The 22,821-nt window shown below is 46.8% G+C and carries 18 protein-coding genes; 12 read left to right on the top strand and 6 right to left on the bottom strand.

The features are described from left to right. Positions 1 to 182: 182 nt before the first annotated feature. A complete protein-coding gene (locus F4V51_RS21485) occupies positions 183 to 554 on the bottom strand; it encodes a hypothetical protein (protein ID WP_095359607.1) in 372 nt (123 codons plus the stop codon). Between the two features lie 243 nt (positions 555 to 797). Between F4V51_RS21485 and hcp the strand changes: the two genes are divergently transcribed. The 3 genes from hcp to F4V51_RS21470 all read left to right on the top strand — a co-directional run bounded on the left by hcp (position 798) and on the right by F4V51_RS21470 (position 4,686). Beyond that, entirely contained in the window at positions 798 to 2,090 is a 1,293-nt protein-coding gene (hcp, locus tag F4V51_RS21480; protein WP_153979549.1) for a hydroxylamine reductase, read from the top strand. A 227-nt stretch (positions 2,091 to 2,317) separates the two neighbouring features. Next, on the top strand, positions 2,318 to 3,709 hold the full coding sequence (locus F4V51_RS21475; protein ID WP_153979548.1) for a PTS sugar transporter subunit IIC: 1,392 nt from the start codon (positions 2,318 to 2,320) through the stop codon (positions 3,707 to 3,709). 215 nt (positions 3,710 to 3,924) lie between these two features. Beyond that, complete coding sequence (locus F4V51_RS21470) at positions 3,925 to 4,686, top strand: collagen-like domain-containing protein (RefSeq protein WP_236146612.1); 762 nt, start codon at positions 3,925 to 3,927, stop codon at positions 4,684 to 4,686. A 467-nt stretch (positions 4,687 to 5,153) separates the two neighbouring features. On the opposite strand, the gene F4V51_RS21465 is transcribed toward F4V51_RS21470, so the two are convergent. After that, the gene (locus F4V51_RS21465) at positions 5,154 to 5,903 is read right to left on the bottom strand and encodes an undecaprenyl pyrophosphate synthase (protein WP_153979547.1); all 750 of its coding nucleotides are present in this window, start codon (positions 5,901 to 5,903) and stop codon (positions 5,154 to 5,156) included. 155 nt (positions 5,904 to 6,058) lie between these two features. Here F4V51_RS21465 and F4V51_RS21460 point away from each other — a divergent pair, with 155 nt between their 5' ends. Continuing rightward, complete coding sequence (locus F4V51_RS21460) at positions 6,059 to 6,703, top strand: hypothetical protein (protein ID WP_153979546.1); 645 nt, start codon at positions 6,059 to 6,061, stop codon at positions 6,701 to 6,703. 206 nt (positions 6,704 to 6,909) lie between these two features. Further along, positions 6,910 to 7,680, top strand: a complete 771-nt coding sequence (locus tag F4V51_RS21455) for an SDR family NAD(P)-dependent oxidoreductase (RefSeq protein WP_153979545.1) — start codon at positions 6,910 to 6,912, stop codon at positions 7,678 to 7,680. Between the two features lie 66 nt (positions 7,681 to 7,746). On the opposite strand, the gene F4V51_RS21450 is transcribed toward F4V51_RS21455, so the two are convergent. Next, the gene (locus F4V51_RS21450; protein WP_162009965.1) at positions 7,747 to 8,391 is read right to left on the bottom strand and encodes a TetR/AcrR family transcriptional regulator; all 645 of its coding nucleotides are present in this window, start codon (positions 8,389 to 8,391) and stop codon (positions 7,747 to 7,749) included. A gap of 165 nt (positions 8,392 to 8,556) precedes the next feature. Between F4V51_RS21450 and F4V51_RS21445 the strand changes: the two genes are divergently transcribed. The 3 genes from F4V51_RS21445 to F4V51_RS21435 all read left to right on the top strand — a co-directional run bounded on the left by F4V51_RS21445 (position 8,557) and on the right by F4V51_RS21435 (position 12,452). After that, entirely contained in the window at positions 8,557 to 9,099 is a 543-nt protein-coding gene (locus F4V51_RS21445) for a CueP family metal-binding protein (protein ID WP_153979543.1), read from the top strand. Between the two features lie 288 nt (positions 9,100 to 9,387). Beyond that, the gene (locus tag F4V51_RS21440) at positions 9,388 to 10,404 is read left to right on the top strand and encodes an ABC transporter substrate-binding protein (RefSeq protein WP_153979542.1); all 1,017 of its coding nucleotides are present in this window, start codon (positions 9,388 to 9,390) and stop codon (positions 10,402 to 10,404) included. Beyond that, positions 10,401 to 12,452, top strand: coding sequence for an iron ABC transporter permease (locus tag F4V51_RS21435; protein WP_153979541.1), 2,052 nt, complete (start codon positions 10,401 to 10,403; stop codon positions 12,450 to 12,452). Before F4V51_RS21440 ends, F4V51_RS21435 begins: the two co-directional genes overlap by 4 nt. Before the next feature lie 100 nt (positions 12,453 to 12,552). Here the strand turns inward: F4V51_RS21435 and F4V51_RS21430 are convergent, their stop codons facing one another. After that, entirely contained in the window at positions 12,553 to 14,625 is a 2,073-nt protein-coding gene (locus F4V51_RS21430; protein ID WP_153979540.1) for a methyl-accepting chemotaxis protein, read from the bottom strand. Between the two features lie 164 nt (positions 14,626 to 14,789). Beyond that, a complete protein-coding gene (locus F4V51_RS21425; RefSeq protein WP_153979539.1) occupies positions 14,790 to 15,962 on the bottom strand; it encodes an aminotransferase class I/II-fold pyridoxal phosphate-dependent enzyme in 1,173 nt (390 codons plus the stop codon). A 166-nt stretch (positions 15,963 to 16,128) separates the two neighbouring features. Here F4V51_RS21425 and F4V51_RS21420 point away from each other — a divergent pair, with 166 nt between their 5' ends. Next, positions 16,129 to 17,154 (top strand): leucine-rich repeat domain-containing protein, encoded by a 1,026-nt coding sequence (locus tag F4V51_RS21420; protein ID WP_153979538.1) that lies wholly within the window; start codon positions 16,129 to 16,131, stop codon positions 17,152 to 17,154. A 79-nt stretch (positions 17,155 to 17,233) separates the two neighbouring features. Here the strand turns inward: F4V51_RS21420 and F4V51_RS21415 are convergent, their stop codons facing one another. Then, positions 17,234 to 19,519, bottom strand: a complete 2,286-nt coding sequence (locus F4V51_RS21415; RefSeq protein WP_153979537.1) for a helix-turn-helix transcriptional regulator — start codon at positions 19,517 to 19,519, stop codon at positions 17,234 to 17,236. 349 nt (positions 19,520 to 19,868) lie between these two features. Here F4V51_RS21415 and F4V51_RS21410 point away from each other — a divergent pair, with 349 nt between their 5' ends. The 3 genes from F4V51_RS21410 (at position 19,869) to F4V51_RS21400 (ending at position 22,792) form a co-directional block, all read left to right on the top strand. Continuing rightward, complete coding sequence (locus tag F4V51_RS21410) at positions 19,869 to 20,534, top strand: hypothetical protein (RefSeq protein ID WP_153979536.1); 666 nt, start codon at positions 19,869 to 19,871, stop codon at positions 20,532 to 20,534. Positions 20,535 to 21,001: 467 nt separating this feature from the next. Then, a complete protein-coding gene (locus F4V51_RS21405; protein ID WP_236146833.1) occupies positions 21,002 to 21,907 on the top strand; it encodes an ABC transporter permease in 906 nt (301 codons plus the stop codon). Positions 21,908 to 21,955: 48 nt separating this feature from the next. After that, entirely contained in the window at positions 21,956 to 22,792 is an 837-nt protein-coding gene (locus tag F4V51_RS21400) for a carbohydrate ABC transporter permease (RefSeq protein WP_153980802.1), read from the top strand. The last annotated feature ends 29 nt before the right edge of the window (positions 22,793 to 22,821 follow it).

Genomic DNA, 22,821 nt, shown 5'->3' with positions numbered 1-22,821 from the left:
TTTCTTCTGTGTATTACCCTTACGGGCAAAATATAGAATCGTTTCATTTCCAACTTTTTTATGTTCACAGTATTTTTCATAAGCAGCCAAGATATGCCTCTTGTCCAATATATTTATTTACAGTGATGCACGGTTACGTGCACCACTGCATTGATATAACATGCACCTGCGAAAAGGACAGGTCAGATTAAGCGGTAACCGGGAGGTAACTCTCCGGTTCTTCTGATCTCGCGAATCTGTGCCAGAGTTAAGCGCTGATTGGATGCGATGAGGGATTCCACATCTCCTCTGCGCAAAAAGTCATCCAGTTCGCGAATGCTGCGATTCCCCCGCAGTACAACAAAATTGTCACGAAAACGTGAACGATTAAACAACACGAGTGTGGCGTTTGGATTGGTGGAAAAAAATCGCAAGCTCTCAATTCCAGTCAGAATGGCATCGACATCGGAGATGCCCAGGTTGCCACGATAGACTCTTCGGCGTCCCCTGAAGTTTTCTTCACTGAACACTGTCAAGCGAGGATACGTTTGAGAAATGGAAACGGGTTTAGCCATTTGAACTCCTCCTTTTCTATAGACCTGCTGCTATGGCAGCTTGGACTACGCAATAACATATGCGAAGGAGCTAATGAAAGATTGGATGATAGTCTTGTAGGAGGAATAATAGATTCATATACTTGCTAATTTTGACTATAAGGTGTCGAATGATAAACTGTGTCCGCCATCACACTTGGTCCCCTGAGGGTTTGTTACGCTGTTACCAGTGAATGAAATCGAATCACGTTGGAGGGAACAAACATGTTTTGTTATCAGTGTGAGCAGACACCGAGTGGTGGATGTACGGTAGTTGGGGTCTGTGGGAAAAATGAAACGATAGCCAGTCTGCAGGATACCATGATCTTTGCGTTGAAAGGCATAGCGGCTTATGCAACACATGCTCGGCAGCTGGGGTATCATGATCCGGAAGTGGATCGAATTACGCATGAAGCCCTGTATATGACGTTGACCAATTCCAATTTCAATGTGCAGGAACATCTTGATATGGCCATGCAAGTCGGAAACGCGGCGATCCGAATCATGGACGTGCTGGATCGTGCGCACACGGAGAGATTCGGCATTCCGCAGCCAATCACGGTTTCGCAGAATCAGATTGAGGGGCAATGCATTGTCGTGACCGGACATAACTTGTATGCGCTGGAGGAGCTTCTTCGCCAGACCGAAGGGAAGGGCATCAACATTTATACACATTCCGAGATGCTGCCTGCTCACGGGTACCCGGCACTTCAGAAATATGCTCATCTGAAAGGCAATATCGGCAAAGCATGGTATGATCAGCGCAGATTATTTGAACAGTTCCCGGGTGCCATCCTTGCGACCACAAACTGTGTCATGCCTATCAAAGGTACATACGCTGACCGATTCTTCTCGTATGAAGTCGCGGGTCTTGAGGGTGTAGCCAAGATTGTTAATGATGATTTCACACCTCTAATTGAGCGCGCGATTTCCCTGCCGGCTGCAGACGTTAAGTCTGAGCAGGTGCTGACGACAGGGTACCATCATGAGACGGTAATCGGACTCGCTCCGGAGATTATTCAGGCAGTCAAAGATGGGCATATCCGTCGTTTCTTCGTTATCGCTGGCTGTGATGCACCTGGAAAAGGCGGAAACTATTATCGCGAGCTAGCCACTTCGCTGCCTAACAATACCGTGATTCTAACCACATCATGCGGTAAATTCCGCTTCAATGATGTGGATTACGGTACAGTCGGGGATACAGGGATTCCCCGTTATATCGATTTGGGGCAGTGTAACAACTCCGGTTCAACCGTGAAAATTGCAATGGCTCTTGCGGACGCTTTTGGCTGTTCAGTCAATGAGCTTCCTGTCAGCATTGTCCTGTCCTGGTTTGAGCAAAAAGCAGTGGCGATCCTGCTGGGGCTGTTCAGTTTGGGTATTCAGGACATTCGAATTGGACCCAAACCCCCAGAATTTATCTCGGCTGGAGTATTGGATGTGCTTGTTGACATGTTTGGCTTGAAGCTGATCACCACAGCAGAGGAAGATATGAACGCCATGCTGTCGTTGTCATAGGGGGTCAGAAATTGAATCGATCATAAAAGAGATTATGGAAGAGCCTGCGGAAGCAGGCTCTTTGCTTTCTTCAGGTGAGTTTAGGTCCATGTACCCTGCTCATATGGTAATGAAATGAAAGGAAAATTAGTTTGAATATCCTATTGAAGTTCGATCATGGAAATGGGTATATAGATAAGGACACATCATAAAACTCGGGTTTACCGCAGCATAAGGAGAAGGGACATATGAATGACAGGCAATTCGAACAGATCTTGAAACTTGCAGGTGGAAAGGGGAATATCAGGCAGGTCAAGCGGGATGAGCAATCAACAATACTGATGTTGGAGGATCACAGCAAAGTAGATATGTCAGCGCCTGATGCAGTCGATCTAGAAACAATAATTCGGATAACAGGTGCAGAATGCTTCTTGGTGATTAAAGATGAAACCTCTTCTTATTACCGTCTATTAAGGGACATGGGTAAGCCAGAGAGCATACAGGATCATCCCGAACGCAAAGAGAGGCATACATACCGCAAATCGTTTTCATTATTAGAGTTTATATCTGATGTGTTTAGACCCATAATGCCTGCCATTTTGGGAGCAGCGGTCTTCAAGATTGTGCTTGCAGTCATAACGCTGATTAGTACGTACGGTTTTTCGGAACCCTCATCGTTTCTACAGAGTCAGACATTTATGATATTGAAATCGATTGGGGAGAGCGCCTTTTATCTGCTGCCGGTACTGGCAGCTATCAGTACTGCCCGGCAGTTAAAGAGTAATATTTACGTTGCTGCAGCTATCGGCGGATTGATGTTTTACCCACAAATGAGTTATTTACTGTCAGGTCAGGAAGAAGTTCATTTTATGGGTGTGCCGATGGTGTCGCAGGCAGCCTTTTTCTCAGCGACTCTCTGGATGATTTTAACGATCTCTGCGGCGTCTTATGTAGAAAGGGCAGTTGAACGATTCAGTCCCAAGGTGCTGCAAGGCATTCTGGCTCCGGCATTAACCCTTGGAATTTTGGTCCCGCTGGTTCTGCTGTTGCTGGGTCCACTCGGTTCATGGATTGACAAGCGGATGCCCGCTGCTGTCGATTCCTTGCTCATGGATGCGCCTGTAGTGGCTGTGATGCTGCTGGGAGCGGCATTTGCATTCATGCTGTTTGCCGGATTGCATTATTGGCTGGTTCCCCTAATGCTTAATGAACTGATGACCAACGGATTCTCCGTGATCATTCCTGCAATGTTTGTTGCTTTTACTGCTCAGGCGGGGGCTGCACTGGCTGCAGGTCTGCGCAGCAGTCAGCCCGGGTTTAGAAAGCTGGCATTCTGGGCGACAGGAACGGCTCTATTGGGCGTTCTGGAGCCTGCACTCTATGCCGTCAACATGAGAAGAATGGCTTCTTTTGGTGCAGCACTAATAGGTGGAGCTATAGGCGGACTGTATTTCGGCATCGTGTCCGTAAAATCCTTTGCTTTAAGTGAATCAGCAAGCCTGCTGGAAATCCCGTCATTCATGGAAGATGGCACGCTGAACTTGCTGCATACCTGCATTGGTCTGCTCTTGGCCTTCGCCGTCTCAGGTGCACTCACATACTGGCTTGAAGGTAGAGCATCACATACCAAACATGTGTAACGTGTAGAAATTTAATATGCTTTGCATTATAATCTTGGCTGTTTGGTAAGAGAATTTTCAATATGTAATCGAAGCTTAACGTCTAATTATTGCTCCATGAGATAGACAACTTTCCTCATATTGGGCCCTGGAATTTCCTGAATTATAGTTAGTTGTCTACGCCCCCAGTGATGACTGCACATAGTATGTGGAGAAATATCACGGAGGTGAGTTATTTGATCAATCATCATGGGAAACGGATTTGTAGACGTAAATTCAAAAAACATGTACATTGCGGTGTGAAAGTTAAGGTTGTGAAGGTTAAACCTAAAGTTATAGTTAATGCACCACAAGGCGTACCAGGGATTCCTGGTCCAATAGGACCGATAGGTCCCAAAGGGGCCACTGGTGCTCAAGGGATACCGGGGCCAGTCGGATTGCAAGGGATTCCTGGTATACAAGGACCCGTGGGTCCGGTTGGTGCGGTAGGAGCAGTGGGCCCAGCAGGACCTACTGGCCTCGTGGGTCCAGCAGGTCCTGTCGGCCCTGCAGGTGCAACTGGAGCAACAGGTCCTGCCGGTCCAACGGGGGCTGGAATCTCCGATTTCCTGAGTGTTTTCCGGGCTGATCCCGGCACAGGTACGGACACCGTTCCAGGAAACTCACCAATTACGTTGACTGGTGTTTTGGCTAACGTGGGTGGTGCCTTTACCTTCGTGCCGCCATCTTCAACGATAACCATCAATGAAACAGGAAGTTATTTTATCTCTTTCTCCATTCATAATCAGGGCAATGCCGATTTCAACCTTACAGTGAATGGGACGCCCATCACACCTGTTCCTTTCACAGGTAATGGCGGAGGCCCCATATCTGCTGAAGTTATTATTACGGTCACAACAGTTCCGACAACGATTCAACTGGTCAATGCGAATGCAACTCCTGCACAGTTGCATAACAATCTGAATACCACGGTGACTATTCTTAAACTGACTCCTTAATGTCGATTCACGATATAGTCTATGTCAGCATAAAAACTAAAGTATATGCCTTTTATCCAGTCCATAAGTCTATTTATTCAGAAGTTAGTATGGATGGCTAGGGATTCTGGAGCGGCGGGATGCTGTTGTTCAATAGACATGACCGCTGCTCTTTTTCTTTTCATAGCCGAGACCTAAGTGAGGGAATTGACTCTAGATTGGGAGAATTGTTATTGAAGGGATTTCTTAATAAACCTCAGATCCTGTAATTGGTGTATGAGAGACAAGCTCAATGGGGCTATAGCAGCTGATACAAAAAGACATCCATTGGTTAGCCTACGGATAGCAGTGATCAGGCTCGAACAAAATCGTGTTGTAAGATATCAATAGTATATGGTGCAGAGCTTGGAATGTTACGGTTGATATGGCTGGAGAGCGGATGCCTCATCGATCTTATAATTGCCGGTAACGGATGAACCCTCGCGACATTAAACCTCTAATGCCCGCAACTTGCGCTGCTGATAATCAAGAAGGGCTTCGTATAACAATTGCTCGTTAAAGTCAGGCCACATGACATCCGTAAACCACAGCTCAGCGTAGGCAACCTGCCATAATAAAAAGTTGCTCAGCCGTTTCTCACCGCTTGTCCGTATCAATAGATCCGGTGCAGGATTTTGCCCGGTGTACAGAAACTTCTCGAGCTCCTGTTCAGAGATGTCCGGTATGTTTTTGTTTTCTTCTATACATAATTTAACGGCTTGAACAATATCGCTTTTCCCACCATAGTTCATGGCGAAGTATACATTCATCCCGCTATTGGTCTCGGTCAGCTCAACTACCTTGCGCATGGCCTCCTGTGTTTCAAGGGGGAATCTGGATATATCACCTATAAAATTGATTTTAATGTCATGTTGATTCAGTTCCTGAACGGTAGTATCCTGTACAAATTCGACAACCAGGCTAATGATATAATCGACTTCCTCTTTTGGTCTTTTCCAATTCTCCGTGGAAAATGCATAAAGGGTGAGAGATGCGATCCCGTTTCGATGGCACATGCCTATCGTTTCACGCATCGTCTGCATGCCGGCATAATGGCCTGCACTTCTCGGGAGCCCTCTTCTCGTGGCCCAGCGTCCATTTCCATCCATCATTATTGCAATATGTTTAGGGAGGTTACTGTTCCAGTCTATCTTATTCCTGATATCATGATCTGCCTTATGTAAACGGAGCCATTTCATTGGATATTCCTCCTACATGGTCTGCTTGGGGAACAATGCTGTCTGGGCTAATGAGTAATAAGTCTGTTGTCCACCATGGTTTCCAGAATTTATAATTATTATATAGGAATGGATTGGAAGTTGAAACGAAAATCGTAAGAAAGGAACGTGTCCTTATGTCCGCATGGACTGATCTTTTTGAGAATAGAACACATTCGCTCGTTATGTATCCAGATTCTACAGACGACTATTCATCGCCGAGTTGGATGGGGGGGAATGCACCCGCTTTTTTTGATGATAACGCCGCATTCGCATTTCTGCGTGAGCAGAATTATCTGTTTTATCTCAGTGTGACTCTTCCTGACACAAACTCTAAGGGACCTGTACCAGGCAAGGAGATGATCTCTGTATTTGTACCAGCAGAATATGAGAGATACCTGGAGAACAATAGATATCCAACCTGTGATATCCAGGTGTTTCTGCATCCTGCTTCCCCTGAAAGTGCACTGGAAACCTACACCAATCCTGCATTGGTTAAGCACAGCCTAACCGAGTGGACATGGGTTGAAGATGGAGCTGTAACAGATGAGCCGTGCTTGGTCAGAATTGGAGGCACTCCGAGGCTCATTCAGCAGGAGGACAGTTACTTCACAGCTTTGCATCAGGACGGATACGAATTTTTCATCCAGATTGACGAAGAGGGGTATGCGGATGGGATGGTGGAAGAGTATGTCTTTGGTTATGGGGCATTGTACTTGTTCGCCAACTTCGATGACGGGAAATGGATCGATCCCATTGCTGGTTTTTGGCAGTATTCGTAGTTTCGATGGCAAAGCAACATATCTCGTGCATATTGTGGGTTATCATTCAGGAAGTAAACAGATCCATATTTATCTATCGGTTATCCCACAAAAGCCTGTCCATTTGCTGATTGAAAGAGCTTTCATTTCATCCGTATACTAGAGGTGTCAATGGGTTGGATGCCTTAATCAGGCGTTCATCTTCAAATAGGAAAGGATGATATGAAATGGGCAGATTAACTGGAAAAGTTGCAATTATAACTGGTGCCGCTAGTGGTATGGGATTGGCAGGAGCGCAATTGTTTGCCAGAGAAGGCGCGAAGGTTGTCGCTACCGATGTTGCTGTTGGAGCCTTGGAGGAACAGGTTAAACAGATTGTGGCCAAAGATGGGGAAGCCATTGCCTTGAAGCTGGATGTATCGAGTCCGGAATCATGGAACGCTGTTGTGGAAGAAACGGTAGAGAAATACGGCAAAATAGATATTCTGGTCAACAATGCCGGAATTCACATAGCCAAGGGGATCTTGGAGGCAGAGCTGGACGATTGGGAGAAGGTCATGTCCATTAATGGTACAGGCGTATGGCTAGGTATGAAGGCGGTTATCCCTTACATGCAGAAGAATGGACAAGGCTCTATTGTTAATACATCGTCCATCGCTGCAATCATTGGAGGCATCGCAGACGCTCAGGGCGCAGCCTATAGTGCTTCCAAAGGCTCTGTACGTTCACTGACCAAACATGGTGCACAGTGGTTTGCGAAAGACAACATACGGGTTAACTCTGTACATCCTGGTGCTGTATTTACCGGCATGGTCGAAAAAGCAGGCATCAAATCACAAGTGGAGATGGGTGAGCATTACAAAAATCTCGCGCCTTTGCCTCCACATGCCGGAGAATCCATGGATATCGCTTATGCCTATCTGTTCCTGGCTTCAGATGAATCGAAATTTATCACAGGCATTGAGCTCCCTGTGGATGGCGGATGGATTAGTAACTAGACCATATGAACATACGGCAGTAATTCGGAGGTACCAGTCTCATGAGGAATGAGGCTGGTACCTCTTTTATATGGACAAGCCTGGTTTATGACCATGGGCCGGGGCAAGATTTGAGCGATAAACCTCATTCGAGCGATTCATACGAGTAAATTCCAATAACTGCTCGGCCATGTAAGTGGAGCTGTATTTGAAGTTGCTCTGTACCCAGCCCGTAATAAGACCCAGAACGGCATTAGCCTGATAGCAGGCGAGGAGTTCCTTGTCGATTCTGGGATCCGGAGATATATCTGTTACATCCTGCAAGTACAGGGTGATGAGCGTTTCATAGAGTGTGTCCCGGAATTCTCTAGGCATTTGGGAATGAACAAGCAAGGTATAAAAGCTGGAATTAAGAAGCACATGGTCGAAGATTTTGATAGCCGAAGCATTCAAATCCTTGATCTCAAAATCATGGTAATGTACATATGGAGCTCGGTAGGCAGCTATCAGATCATCAATCACATCAGTCAAAATCTCACGTAGCAAGTCTTCTTTGTATACATAATGTTTGTAAAAGGTGCTGCGATTTAATTCGGCAGATTTGACAATATCGGTGATGGTGATGCCCTCCAGTGGTTTGCGTGACATCCATTCTAGCAAGGAAGCCTTGAGCGCCTGTTTGGATTTGTAAATTCTTCGATCTGTATCTGATTCGGACGCAGATTTATGCATATACATACCCTCCTTTACTTATCAATAATACTTCTAATATGTTGTTGATTTTTTTGACCTACAAGACAATTATGTGAAAATCTGGTGAATTTGAATGTGTATATAGCCCATAACATGGCATCCTCCATTATAATAAACCAAAACGAACGGGGAGATGAACTCCAGTTGAGAAAAGGAATACTTATTGCAGCCTTATTCATTACGGTCGTTGGCTTAGGAATATATTTGATCGCTGATAATATGCTGAAAAAAGAAGCAGGCCCTCCTGAATCAACCAATGTTAAAGAATTGGTATACGATATCAGTACAGGCAAGGTCGAAACAAAATCGGCCTCCATCAATGCTACCCAGTTGGTCGTTACCGGCAAGGATGATCAAACGAAAACCTATACTCTGCCTGAAGAGGAGTTTTTCCTTTCGATTGCGCCGTACATCGAGCAGACTCATCCATGTGCTGTTCATAGCTTGACGGGTTGTCAGGGGGAGATGAAGAACAAAGAGTTCCTAGTCACAATTCATGACTCTGAAGGTAATACGTTTACGAAAGAAGAACCGATGAAAACCGGAAAGAACGGGTTTATGGATCTGTGGTTACCGAGGAACAGAACATATCTGATCCGTCTTGTACATGACGGGAAGGTTGCGGAATCCCAGCTTTCCACATATGAGCAGGACAATACCTGCATCACTACAATGGAACTGAACTAACATTCGCATTCCGTTACAATAGGGGCACGATGATATATGATGGAAGGCTTGCACGGTAGATGAATAATACTACAGATCTGGCATGCAATGATGCTGGTTGAGAAGAGTCCACGGGGAACCAGGGACTCTTTTTCTTTTTATTCTCATAATAGGCACAATAGCAGAATCTGCAGCCAGCCCGTTATCGCTTTTTTATTGACAAAATGTGATTTCTGTCGCATAATCCAATATGTGATAATGATAATTATTATCAGAGCCAATACATATAAACAGGGGAGATTACAGTACATGAAAAAAAGCTTGAACGGACTACTATTATTGTTGGTTTTTGCTCTTACATTAGCAGGATGCGGTTCTGCAAGCACTAGCTCGAACGGATCAGCTGCGGATGCAGGTGAAGGTAATGCTTCTGACAACACGCAGACGGAAGCGGCTTCCGGCCCTGTTACCGTTAAACATAAACGTGGAGAACTGACGCTGGACAAGCCGGCAGAGCGCGTGGTTACACTGGAATGGACCTATACGGAAGATGTGGTTGCACTGGGCGTTCAGCCAGTAGGTAATGCCGACAACGCCAACTACAAAGTTTATGTTACTCCTGAAGCAGCCCTGGATGACAGCGTGACAGATATTGGTACACGGAGTGAGCCGAATCTGGAAGCTATTGCTGCATTGAAACCAGACCTCATCATTGCCAATGCAGATAACAATAATGCAGTCTACGATCAGCTTAATGCAATCGCACCAACGATGGAATTCGACCCTTATGAAGGCGATGGCTATAACTATGACAAAATGACAGATATCTTCAATAACATTGCCATTGCTCTTGGCAAAGAGGACAAAGCGAAGCAAGTACTGGATGAACTTGATCAACATTATGTAGAAGCCAAAGAAAAACTGGCTGCTGCAGGCAAAGAAGATTTCCACTTTGCTCTAACCCAAGCATTCACGTATCAAAATGCAGCTAGTCTGCGTATGTTCACGGACAACTCGGTCGTTATTGGTACATTGGACAAAATCGGTTTGGTAAACGACTGGCAGCCTGAAAAGCTCGAAGGCTATGGCTTCTCCACAGTAGGAATTGAATCCTTATCTGATGTACAGGACAGTAACTTCATTTATATTACACAGCCGGATGATGACGTTTTTGGCACAGCCATGAAAGATAACTCGGTTTGGAACGGACTGAATTTTGTGAAGGAAAACCGCCTATATCAACTGGATAGCACAACATGGACATTCGGTGGACCAATCTCCTCCAAAGTGCTGGTTGACGGAGTTGTTGAGGCGATTACCAAATGAGTTCAGTTCAGGGAGCTAGGCCAGCGTTGAACTGGCGCACAATAAGCATATATGGGGGCGGTCTAACCGCTCTCATCGTGCTTTTTTTTGTAAGTCTTTGTTATGGAGAGGCTTCCATTCCATTGAGTACAGTCTGGGATGCTCTTACAGGCAGACAGAACTCATTGGAGCACAATATGATCTGGGATTTGCGTATGCCGCGTACAGTTATCGGCATTATCGCAGGCGGTGCGTTAGCTGTGGCCGGAGCACTCCTGCAGACGATCACCCGTAATCCCTTGGCAGCATCAGACACGCTGGGCATTAATGCAGGGGCCTACTTTATCGTCGTGCTGGGAGCGATTCTCTTTCCGGGGGTGCTCAATCAGTCACCTTTTCTGTTCGCAGCTCTTGGGGGTCTGCTTGCGGCATTTGCAGCTTATTTCATGGGCGGGGGACGACGATCAAGTCCGGTTCGACTTGCGTTGTCCGGTATGATCGTGTCAATGGTGCTTGGCTCATTTACAAGCGCACTGCATATTTTCTTCTCCATGGAAACGCAGGGACTATTCCTATGGGGTTCAGGAACACTCGTCCAGAATGACTGGAGCGGTGTCGCTTATGCTTGGCCCTGGGTTGTGGGCATAACCATTCTGGCGCTAATATTGTCCAGACAGTGGGATATGCTGGGGCTGGATGAATCAACGGCGTCCTCTTTGGGTCAAAGGGTTGGCCTGGCTCGTGCCGGTGGATTGATTATCGCGGTTTTGCTGGCTGCTGTCATAGTCAGTGTCATCGGGCCAATTGGTTTCGTGGGTTTGGTTGCACCTCACCTGGTCCGATTGAGTGGAGTACGCTCTAACCGATTACTGCTGCCCGGTGTGTTTATATGGGGAGCGGCTCTCCTGGTTGGCGCTGACGTGCTCGCCAAGATGGTACATAACTCCAGCATGGAGCTGCCGACAGGGGCTGTCATGGCGATTATTGGAGCACCGTGGCTGATCTGGCTGGTACTTACACGCATGAAAGCAGCGAACGGTTCAGGGATGTCGTCTTCCATGAGCACAGGTGCACCATCGCGTCGCTTTGCGTTCGGCCCGATGGCAGTATTGTTCTCGGTCGTAACTATAGCGCTTATATTGCTCAGTACGATGTTTGGCGGTATGCGAATTCCGCTGGCGGATCTGTTGCCGAGTTTATTCCAATCGGATGGACTGTTCTCGGCGGTGATCCAGCTTCGAATTCCGCGTACGCTTGTTGCTGCAGGTGCTGGAGCTGCACTGGCGATCAGTGGTGTGCTCATTCAGATGGCCGTGCGTAATCCGCTGGCGGATGCTTCCATCGTCGGTGTGTCCTCCGGGGCAGGGCTCGGAGCCATGATGGTCATTATTTTATGGCCGGGTCTTCCAATATATCTGCTGCCCATCGCAGCCATCATCGGTGCAGCTATTGCGGCAGTGGTTGTATTCTCCCTCTCCTGGAAGAAAGGACTTAATCCGTCTGCGGTTGTGCTGCTGGGGATCGCCATGTCGGCCATTGCTGGAGCGGGAATTCAGATCCTGATTGTTCGTGGCGCCGTATACGGCAGCAGCGGATATATCTGGCTGACAGGTAGTACCTATGCCCGTACATGGGATCAGGTGAAGGTTATCGGTTTATTTTTGGTTGTTCTGGTTCCGCTGGCCTGGTGGCTCGCCCGTCGATTCGAACTGTTGGTATTCGACGACAACAGTGCATCAGGACTTGGACTAGGCGTGCGCCGAACAAGATTGCTCGCCATGACGACAGGAGTACTGCTGGCAGCAGGTGCTGTTGCTTGTGTAGGAACCGTCGGGTTTATCGGTCTGATTGCCCCGCATATGGTACGGCTGCTGACAGGACATAAGTTAAGACGGTCAATGTTTTTATCCGCACTCGCAGGTGCAGTGATGCTGGTGCTCGCTGATACGATCGGCAGAACCGTCATGGCGCCGACAGAGATTCCGTCCGGAATCCTTATTGCCCTGATTGGAACACCGTACTTCCTTTACCTGATGTACCGTTCCAACTGGCACAGACCAATGAAATAAAGCACATATTCTAATGCGAAATCGAATTTGGAACGCGAAAAAGCCCGCTCACGCAGCGGGCTTTTGTTGTTGATTTATGTTCATTGCGATCATGTGCACACTATGCTTTCTGATCAACTTGGAACTGGCTTAATTCTTCCTCAAGCTTGTTCGACAACTGACTCAATTGCTCGGATAATTCCGCAACCTGCTGGATACTGTCCAGTTGTTCCTGTGTACTTGCACTGACCTCTTCGGTAGAGGCTGAATTTTCTTCGGTGGTGGAGGAGATGATTTCGAGTGCCTGGACAATCTCATCCTTGTGTTTATGGACGCTGGAGGTGTTGTTGCTGATCTGCAGCATGCGCATTCTCAATTCCTCCAGATCTTTATTGATGCTGTAGAACACCTGCTTGGTGCCTTCGACAGACTTGGCATTTTCCTCTGCAATCAAGAGGCCGTGGGCCGTGTGTTCTACGGATGTCTTCGTTTTATCTTCGATTTGGCGAACCTTTTTGCTAATCTCCTCTGTTGCCATCGCCGTCTGCTCGGCCAGTTTGCGAACTTCCCCTGCGACCACGGCAAAACCTCGTCCCTGTTCTCCTGCACGTGCAGCTTCGATGGAAGCGTTGAGTGCAAGCAGGTTGGTTTGGGTTGCGATCTGATGGACGGTGTCCACGATACCGGAGATTTCATGACGGCTTAGATCAATATCATGGATAATGGTTGACATGGCCTGGGTTGAATGGTGGTTCTCCTCTGCCCATTTGGATAACTGATTCAATACTTCCAATCCTCGTTCGCTTTGTTCTGCGGAAGCTTGAACTTTGGTCTCCATCGTTTGGACATCACTTGAAATATCGTCGATTTGACCTGATAATGATCCGGTTTTTTGCAAAATGTTCTCGGATTCAATGGACTGATAATTGGTTGCATTGGCAATTTCGTTAATTGCTGTTGCCGTATCATTCATCGTTACGGCCGTCCGAGCGGAAATGGATTGCAGATCCTTGGAGGATTGGCCTAAAACTTGGGCTGTTGCCCCAACCATCTGAATCATGCTCTGAATTTTCTGCACCATGTTGAGCATACCTTGTGAGATTTGACCAATCTCGTTGCGGGATGCTGTATCAAACTGGACGGTCAGATCTCCCTGTTCCACAAGCTTGATTTTTTGCAGCAGTTTCGGGATGGATCTTAGCAGATATCTCAGGGTGATATAACTGATGAACACAAGCACGATGGCGGCTACAGCAAAACCTATAATGGTGATCCACGTAAAGGCTTTTAATTCTTCGAGCACTTCATGCTCCCAAATGGTCAAACCTACAGACCATCCGGTATCTGCGCTGGTGGCATACCCGATATAACGGCCTTCACCGTTGTCATCAATCAGTTGAATTCCGGATTCACCGGCCATCATTTTCTTGCCGATCTCACCCAAATCTCCTGGACTTTCGTTAATCTTTTCCTTGAGCACCTTGGCCTCGTCCGGGTGATATAAAATGTCACCGGTCTTAGAGGCCAAAATGGAATAGCCTGTGCTTCCAAGGGAGTAGCTCTCCATAATGGCGGGAATATCCTTGAATGCAATATCTGCCGCAGCCAAACCGATCAACTCGTTGTTGTCATCCTTAATCGGATAGAATATGCCCATTAGGATATTACCTGTAGCAATATCGGCATAGGGTTCGGAGAAGTATAAGCCATCGGCTTCAACAGCCGGTTTATAATACGGACGATCCTGAATCACAAATTCAGAGTCGGACGCTGCACCATCGTGTTGGAGCCAGAAACCTTTTCCATCAATGCCCGCGATCCAAGCATCTACAAAAGATGGCTCTTCCTTCACGATGGCTGCAAGTGTAGCTTGGGTTTCGGCAGCATAGGGTGATGTTGTGGCGGTAGAAGCAGATTCAGTGGTTTGAATATACTGCCTGAATAAGTTATTGGTGGACATCTGCTTAACCAGAGATCCTTTTTCCTTAAATAAAGCATCGAACTGGGCTACAATGGCCTGCGTTTTCGTTTGCAGCATCAATTCCTGCTGTTTCACAAGGATGCTTCGAGTACTGGTAAATATAAATGTTCCCAGGATGGAAAAGACGACAACAATGATGGCCAACAACATGATAGACAGTGTATTGGCGATGCTTGATGTCCGGGTCCCTCTTTTTCTAAATAACTGTGCCATGCTGCCAACTCCCCAAGATTGATATTGAGCTGAACCGCTCTTATTTTTTATTTCGGTATTTCGATTCTGTTTCGATAGAGGATGGGGAAATACAGTACATCTCCGCATGACAGCAGTAAAAAGCACCCGTTCCCTAATAAGGAATTGGTGCTTTTTGCTGAGGATTAGTTCGAGATCAACAGACGGCTGTTTTCCACAGCTTGCAGTGCCTGCTCCAGTTGTTCCCGGTCCTGGACAAGCGCAAGACGGACATATCCTTCCCCTGAAGGACCAAAAGCACTACCAGGTGTCACGATGACGCCCGCCCGGCTGACCAGATCCATGGCGAATTGCTCGGAGTTGTAATAATGAGCCGGAATCCGCGTCCAGATAAACATGGTGGCATCGGGCTTAGCGATTTCCCATCCGAGTCTGCTGAATCCTTCGCAGAGAATGTCTCGACGTTCCTCATAGATGGCCCGTACCCGGCCTACATCACTCTGATCACCTGTAATGGCGGCAATTGCTGCCTTCTGAATGGGAAGGAACATGCCGTAATCCATATTGGATTTCAGCTTTTTCAACATGGAGACGACGGCTGCATTACCTAAGCAAAATCCGATTCGAGCCCCAGCAAGCCCGTAGGTTTTGGACAGGGAATTGAATTCAACGCCGACATCCATAGCTCCAGGGAAGGCAAGAAAGCTTCCACATGATTTCCCGTCAAACACAAGTTCACTATACGCATTGTCATGGAGGACAATGATATCATATTTTTTGGCAAATGCGATCAAGTCCAGATAGAACTGTTCCGGTGCCATGGCTGTTGTTGGATTGTTGGGATAGGATACCAGCATGAATTTGGCTCTCTGCGCGATCTCTTCCGGGATCTCTTCCAGCTGAATCACATATTGATGTTCTTCCTTTTGTGGCATGTAGTACAGCTCAGCTCCCGCCAGAAGCGGCCCGTCCGCAAATACCGGATAGCAGGGATCCGGAACTAGAACAAGATCGCCTTCATCCACGATGGATAATGAGATATGTGCCAGGCCCTCTTGTGAGCCAAGCAGAGAGCAAACTTCGGTTTTGGGGTCCAGATCGACCTGATACCTGCGCTTGTACCACTCACTGACAGCTTTCAGCAGCTCACTTTGGTCATTGATGGCATAGGTGTAATTCTGAACATCAGCTGCCGCTTCACATAGAGCCTGGATAATATGTTGCGCTGGCGGGGTGTTGGGTGCGCCTACACTCAGATCAATGACGCCGAGCCCCTGTTCCAGACGTTGTCGCTTAATTTCAGATAATCGTGTAAATATTCCTTCATTAAAGTGGTTCATTCGTTTGGCAAATTGCATGCTGTGGTTCCTCCAGTCTGTTCAAACGCTTATTTCTATAATAGATGGGCGAGAGGCAAATGAGAAGAGACGTGGACGAACTCTATCTATACAGCCTAAATTGCACTTCTCAAGGCGGTCTTCTTCATTTACAATTACAGGAAAAACAGAAGGAGGGGGTCTAAAAATGAGTGAACCTTGGACGGCGTCGATGAGCGGCGTTCCCTGGAACACAGCGAAAATGGACAATGCGGTTAAGCAGCTGCGGAATCGGGCTACCATTTCTTTTGTAGTCGGAGCAGACGTGATGGAAGATGTTGCGGAATTGGACAAACGGGTATTTTCCAAACGGCCTGATCTGATCCTGAAGATTACGAATGTGGAGGAGAAGGGACGGTACACGGAAGAGTTTTGGAAGATCATTGCCGAATTAAAATATGTGAAAGCTTTGGAATTGGACCTGAAACAGAAACAGGATTTGAGTGTACTTGGTGCGCTGCAGCGATTGGAGTTTTTGAATATACGGGCAGCCAAAACGCAAAATCTGGAGTTCCTCCGACAGTACAAGCAGCTGCAGTATCTTTCTCTCAGCGGAAAATTTGATGATTTGGCTCCGATTGAGGACTGTATTCGGTTGAGCACATTGGTGTTGAACTGTACCATCGAGACACTGGATTTTGCCTTGGACCTGCCGTTCATTGAATATCTGGCCATTGATAATGGTGCCTTAAATGGTCCTCTGGATGTACTTGCTGACTCAAACATTCGTATGCTGAGACTGTCATCTGTACGGAATCTGACTCATATTGATGAACTGAGCGCATTGCATCATCTGGAGTTTTTGCACCTGTCACTGCCCAAAGTCGAGCGGCTGTGCGATTTTTCAGGTATGAAAAACCTGCGGCAGCTGGAATTGGATTTTATGAAATCACTACAGTATATAGACAACCTATGGACTATGGAGCACTTGGAGGTGCTGGTGCTGAAAGAAATACATAAGGGAATAAAGGCAGAAGCTTTCGAGCGTTTGACCGAAATGCCAAGTCTGCGGCAGGTGGATTTTCGTTTCATTGATCAGGGCAAAGGCCGGATTGCAGCCATGCGCAAACAAATGATGGATGCGGGAAAAGAACATCTTCTTTATGAGAATATTCCTGAAGAACAACGCATTTCCTCCACGGCTCTTGTGCACCTGTCCAAAATTCTCATGTGATATATTAGCAAACGCCCGCTTTCTAAGCGGGTGTTTGCTTTATATAGGCTCTTAAGGTTTCCCCGCTCCTCACACCTGGCTATCCATGATTCGAGGAGATGAACGGGTCATCGCCCGCATGACGCTTGCGATACTCTCCCGGGGTCAGTCCGTATCGACGCTTGAACATGCGGATGAAGGAGTTTACGTTCTGATAACCGACCTGCATGGCAATATCCTGAATTCGCAGATCCACATTGACCAGCAGTTCCTTGGCCCGCTCAACACGAAGATTATTGAGATATTCGCTGAAGTTGATGTTGGTCTTTTCCTTGAAAATGCTGGAGAGATACCCCGGCGTGAGATTCAGCTTGTCGGCAACAAGATTCAGATTAATATCCTCCCCATAATGATGGTTCAGATAATCGAGCACAAAGCTGATAACGGGATCTTTCGTTTCCAATTGGCTGCTGATCGCCGAGAGGATCGGTTGAATCTGCGACTGAAGCCATGTCCTGTATTGCTCTATGGAATAAAATCCAGCAAACGGATCACCAGAAGGAGAGGCGTGAATTCCGCCTTCCATGCTTGTCAAATTCAGCTTCATCACCGTCTTACCGACCTGCTCTATTGCACCAAGAGCAAATGTCCGAAAATCCTCTGCGGCTGCGTCCTTGTGTCTCAGCTGCTCCAGCTGGCGATCCAGCCAGGCAAACACAGCCTGCTCCTTGCCTGATTGCAGCAGATCATGCAGTTCCTCCCCGTAAGTCACCTTGACATGAAACGAGCTGGATGAAGAGGCTCGTGGCTCGACAATAACCTGGGTTTCTCCGTTTAGTCTTCGTTCCTTGAGCAGAGTGGACAGATTCCCATACGCATCGGTAAACGGAATATCCCCCGAGTATACCGGGCTTACCGCAATGGTCAGGTACAGGCATTCTTCAGCAGCAAGCAGTTTCTTCAGCGTATCGAGCGCCTGCAGGATACCGCTCTGCGGACCGGGATCGAATAGAAGCAGGAGTAATTGATCCTGTTCAGGCTGAAGTGCAACGCTGTTATTCGGATTGCTGGTGAACAGGCTCTGAATTAATTTCCACAATAGGAGGGTGTGCTGTTCCAATTCATCGGGCCGGTCTTTGAAGCCAACCTTGAATAAAATGGCCACGTAGGGATGTTCGGGCTGCCGAACCTCCTCAAGATCTGCCAGATGTGAGCTGAGCGGGATGTTCTTGACTTTATGCGTATAAGCGAACTGCCGCACCAGAGAGTTCTTCTGCGCAAGATCGCTTTGAATGAATCGATTGCTCTCCAGAATGGTACTTAGACGGTCACCGATCATGGCGAATTCCTTTACTCTGCTCAACTTGTCTGTCCCGCTTCCGGAATTTCGGTCAAGAGCGGCAATAAGGTGCTGCAGCGGCTGATTTAACCTCAGACTGAACAGCAGGGAGGAGAGTATACTGATCAAAATGGCAGCGCCGAGCAGTACCGTAAGCAGCAGCTGCATGCCCCGCATCTCCGCCGCAATCACTGAGGCCTGGGTGACTCTCACATAGGTGAACCCGGTCTGCTTGCCTTTTTCATAGAAGTAATACTGATCTCCAATGCGTTCATGTCTGCTTCCCTCTATAGGCAGCGAAGGATTATGAAGTTTCTCTTCTGTGGTAGTGAACAATAAACGCCCCTCACTATCCAGGATGTAGAACGGATTATGGCTGCCATCTCCATACGTATCCTGCATGCGCTGCGGATTCAGCATCACAATGCCGTACACTTCCTCATAGGGGATGGCTTTCATCATGACAGGCATCAGCTCTCCCAGAGAGCGGGACGAATGGACAGTTTTTTCTGTAAAAGCTGCTGCAGGCATCACTTTCAGGAACTGGTTGCTCATCGTTTGGCTTTTCCAGTAATCCGGCGAGTACGCTTCACTGTAATAATATTTGCCGAACATGTCGGCTGCGCTGCTAAGGCCTTCCTTCTCCAGCACATAGTCCTCCTGCTTGAAATAAAGAATGAAATTGTCGATATGCAAAAAAGGATTGGTATACAGGGTAGAGAGGTCCGCTTTCACTTCAGCAGGGATATCGTAACGACGGTTGTCCTTAAGGTGGCTCAAAATGCCCAAGTTGGCTGTCCAGGTATCCGATTGAATGAGGGCCAGAATCATGTTCTGGGTCAGCCGGAAGTGATTCTCATATCCTTCGACGGTCTGTGCGAGGCCCAGTTCATTTTGTCTTACCATCTCCTGATAAACTTTATTGCTAAGGTACAGATGGGAGAACAGATTAAATGAAGCCAAAATCAGGATGACACTGAGGAAGCTCAGCATTAGCTTAACAAACAGGCCGTTCAGCGCAAATCGGTTTGTAAGCAGTTCCTTCATTATGACATTCCCCCCTCGAATACAGCCGCAGATCAATGGTCTAATCTAATCATAGCGGCATAAAGCTGACACAAACAATATACACTTTTACTGATTTATACGCGGATATCTGGAAAATAGCAGTAGAGGGAAATGTTATATAACATGTAGATAGCGCTTACCATAAAAGGTTTGTTATAATAAAGGGATAATTCCAGGATTTAAAGAGAAGTTATCTTACATAATAAAATCCTTTAACGATGCTTTTGTGTGATCGTAATGAAGGATGACTCGCTGAGATCATGCACAATAGCCTCATTTCCCAGCTTCAAGATGTGGAGTAGAAGAATATTCTCACTGGAGGAAATTAATGAAACGTTCTTACCTGTTATTGGTGATTTTATTAACGCTAAGTGCATGTGAACAAGCTAATACGAGTGATAACGACAGTAATGATACTTCTGTTTCCAGAGGAATCAATGTTAATAATGCTAAAGATGGAGAAGTTTCTCCCAACACTAAAGAAAATTCATCGAAAGACTCCTCCCATTTTTTAGCTGAAGACGACAGAAGTCTATCCGCTCTGGATACTGATGCGGCCTATAAAATGTGTACAGAAGCGCTAACTGAATATTACAAGGCGATTTGGAACGGCTCCGACATTGAACTGGATCGGTATATCGATAATGAAAACCTTAAGCAATATACGCAAAAAAAGATTTCATCTCAATTTAATTTGTTTCGCAAAAACAACCTCACTCATAATCAAGTGACAGGCGTTGATATTAGTGCCGGAAAAGTTGAACATGTTAGAGAAGGTGAGGATTTTTTCTATTTTAAATTAGAGGCACGCATTAAGAAGGATGTGGGTAGCTTTGCTGAACCTACTGAATTTCTGGTGCAAAATGTGAATGGGAAGTTAGTTATTGTTGACTGGTATACGAATACAAAGGAAAGTTATGATTCTGTTGTACGTGGAGAAAATCAGACTATTGATAATCCGGATATCTGGAATGGCAGTGAATGGGCCAATTAAATGGATTAATTTATATACTCAACAAAAACAATGATCAAGTATAGGAAGAAAAGAAAAGCGCGAGCTGCAGGATTTTTGATCTCTGTGACTCGTGCTTTTTGGTTCGCACTCAACTGCTCTAGTGCTGCTTCTGTTGAAAATAGGAGTGTTCGGATCAATTAGCTCAATGGAATAATCCTATCATAACGGCATAAAGCTGACACAAATAATATACACTTTTACGGATTTATACGCGGATATCTGGAAAATAGCAGTATAGGCGAAATGTTATATAACATGTAGATAGCGCTTACCATCGAAAACTGGCTATAATTCGGTTACAAACCCCGGTCGTTTAGGGGAAGTTAGCTCACATATAAATGAGCTGCAATTATGTAGCAAGAGGGGGCATGCCGATGGCTGATGTTGGCTTAATGGAAGACAAACTGCGAAGAAAATTAAATCATTCGTCACGGCGGAAGGTGCGGATGACCCGGATGACCCGGATCTGGAACAAAAACAAGGCGCTATGGCTGCTCTTCCTGCCATGCCTCCTGTATTATTTAATCTTTCGCTATGCACCGATGTTCGGACTGGTCATTACCTTCAAAGACTACAACCTGTTTAAGGGAATTTGGGCCAGTGATTGGGTGGGGCTGAAATACTACCGAATGTTTCTGGAGAATCCCGATTTTTGGCCGCTCATGAAAAATACGTTCCTGCTGGGAATGTATAAGTTGGTGTTCGGCTTCCCGGCCCCGATCGTGCTGGCCATTTTGCTCAATGAAGTGCGTAAGGCGGCGTTTAAGCGTTTTGTGCAGACGGTCAGTTATCTGCCTCATTTTATCTCGAATGTAATTGTGGCAAGTATGGTCATTATGTTTCTCTCCCCCACCGGAGGATTGATTAATAATCTGCTCGAATGGATTGGCCTGGGACCGATCAATTTCATGAATGAACCCGGACTATTTCGAGGGATCTATGTTCTGTCGGAGATCTGGCAGCATATCGGCTGGGAGACCATTATTTATCTGGCCGCGCTGACAGCCGTTGACCCTCAGCTGTATGAGGCAGCTGATATGGACGGAGCAAGCCGATTGCGCAAAATCTGGCATGTCACGCTGCCCGGCATATCTCCTGCGATCGTCATCACGCTGATTTTGAATATCGGCAAGGTGCTAGAGATTGGTTTCGAGAAGGTCTTCCTGATGCAGAACCCGGCGATCTACGATACAGCAGATATTATCAGTACCTATGTCTACAGGGTAGGGATGGTCCAGGGAAACTTCAGTTATGGCGCCTCCATTGACCTGTTCATGGGAGTCATCAGCCTGATCTTCATCTATACGGCCAACTTGCTCAGCCGCCGATTTAGTGAAACCAGTCTATGGTAGAAATGAGGTGTGAATGTGAAATCCCTCCGGTTCTCCTGGTTTAATCTCATGGCATCATTAATTCTGCTGCTTGTTGTGGTGGTCACACTCTATCCGTTCCTTCATATGCTGGCCGTTTCCCTCAGCAGCAACGCCAATGTCATTCAGAACAATATTACCTTCTGGCCCAAGGGCTTCGATCTGAGCATGTATAAGCTGGTGCTGGGAGATCCGCAAATCTGGACGGCTTACCGAAATACGATTATCTATACTGTGCTCGGTACGCTGATCTCGCTGGTGGTCACTTCAACCGGAGCGTATGCATTGTCCAGGAAAGACATGGCGCTGCGCAATAGCTTCACCGTACTGATTGTCATCACGATGTTCTTCAGCGGCGGAATGATTCCGACCTTTCTGGTGGTCCGCTCCCTGAATCTGGTGGACACCGTCTGGGGCATGGTTCTTCCAGGGGCCGTCAGCACATGGAATCTGATCCTGATGAGAACGTTTTTCTCAGGCATTCCCAAAGAGCTGGAGGAATCGGGGCGTATGGACGGTCTGAACGATATCGGTATCTTCATTCGTATTGTCGTTCCGCTGTCCAAGGCGTCCTTCGCTACCATTGCCCTGTTCTATGCCGTGGGCATGTGGAATAACTTTATCTTCCCGCTGCTCTATCTAAGGTCTCCCGATTTGTTTCCGCTGCAGGTGCTGCTCCGTAATCTGGTGCTGGCCGGCAGTGCAAGCTCAGGCGATGTTACGTCGATTGGCGGGGATAATGTGGTCGTGGAGGAATCACTTAAGTATGCGACCATTATGGTGTCCACTTTGCCAATCCTGATCATTTATCCATTTGTACAGAAGTATTTTGTGAAGGGAGCCATGGTTGGGGCAGTCAAGGGCTAATCGCCATGAAAACCACCGCAAATTCACTT

This window comes from Paenibacillus xylanilyticus, assembly GCF_009664365.1.
In the GTDB taxonomy this organism is placed as follows: domain Bacteria; phylum Bacillota; class Bacilli; order Paenibacillales; family Paenibacillaceae; genus Paenibacillus; species Paenibacillus xylanilyticus_A.
This window is presented reverse-complemented; position numbering and strand designations above follow the sequence as displayed.

Excerpts from the sequence above, each read along its gene's own strand:
- F4V51_RS21485 (WP_095359607.1), bottom strand. The coding sequence starts at position 554 with ATGGCTAAACCCGTTTCCATTTCTCAAACGTATCCTCGCTTGACAGTG.
- hcp (WP_153979549.1), top strand. The coding sequence starts at position 798 with ATGTTTTGTTATCAGTGTGAGCAGACACCGAGTGGTGGATGTACGGTA.
- F4V51_RS21475 (WP_153979548.1), top strand. The coding sequence starts at position 2,318 with ATGAATGACAGGCAATTCGAACAGATCTTGAAACTTGCAGGTGGAAAG.
- F4V51_RS21465 (WP_153979547.1), bottom strand. The coding sequence starts at position 5,903 with ATGAAATGGCTCCGTTTACATAAGGCAGATCATGATATCAGGAATAAG.
- F4V51_RS21460 (WP_153979546.1), top strand. The coding sequence starts at position 6,059 with ATGTCCGCATGGACTGATCTTTTTGAGAATAGAACACATTCGCTCGTT.
- F4V51_RS21455 (WP_153979545.1), top strand. The coding sequence starts at position 6,910 with ATGGGCAGATTAACTGGAAAAGTTGCAATTATAACTGGTGCCGCTAGT.
- F4V51_RS21450 (WP_162009965.1), bottom strand. The coding sequence starts at position 8,391 with ATGCATAAATCTGCGTCCGAATCAGATACAGATCGAAGAATTTACAAA.
- F4V51_RS21440 (WP_153979542.1), top strand. The coding sequence starts at position 9,388 with ATGAAAAAAAGCTTGAACGGACTACTATTATTGTTGGTTTTTGCTCTT.
- F4V51_RS21435 (WP_153979541.1), top strand. The coding sequence starts at position 10,401 with ATGAGTTCAGTTCAGGGAGCTAGGCCAGCGTTGAACTGGCGCACAATA.
- F4V51_RS21430 (WP_153979540.1), bottom strand. The coding sequence starts at position 14,625 with ATGGCACAGTTATTTAGAAAAAGAGGGACCCGGACATCAAGCATCGCC.
- F4V51_RS21425 (WP_153979539.1), bottom strand. The coding sequence starts at position 15,962 with ATGCAATTTGCCAAACGAATGAACCACTTTAATGAAGGAATATTTACA.
- F4V51_RS21420 (WP_153979538.1), top strand. The coding sequence starts at position 16,129 with ATGAGTGAACCTTGGACGGCGTCGATGAGCGGCGTTCCCTGGAACACA.
- F4V51_RS21415 (WP_153979537.1), bottom strand. The coding sequence starts at position 19,519 with ATGAAGGAACTGCTTACAAACCGATTTGCGCTGAACGGCCTGTTTGTT.
- F4V51_RS21410 (WP_153979536.1), top strand. The coding sequence starts at position 19,869 with ATGAAACGTTCTTACCTGTTATTGGTGATTTTATTAACGCTAAGTGCA.
- F4V51_RS21405 (WP_236146833.1), top strand. The coding sequence starts at position 21,002 with ATGACCCGGATGACCCGGATCTGGAACAAAAACAAGGCGCTATGGCTG.
- F4V51_RS21400 (WP_153980802.1), top strand. The coding sequence starts at position 21,956 with ATGGCATCATTAATTCTGCTGCTTGTTGTGGTGGTCACACTCTATCCG.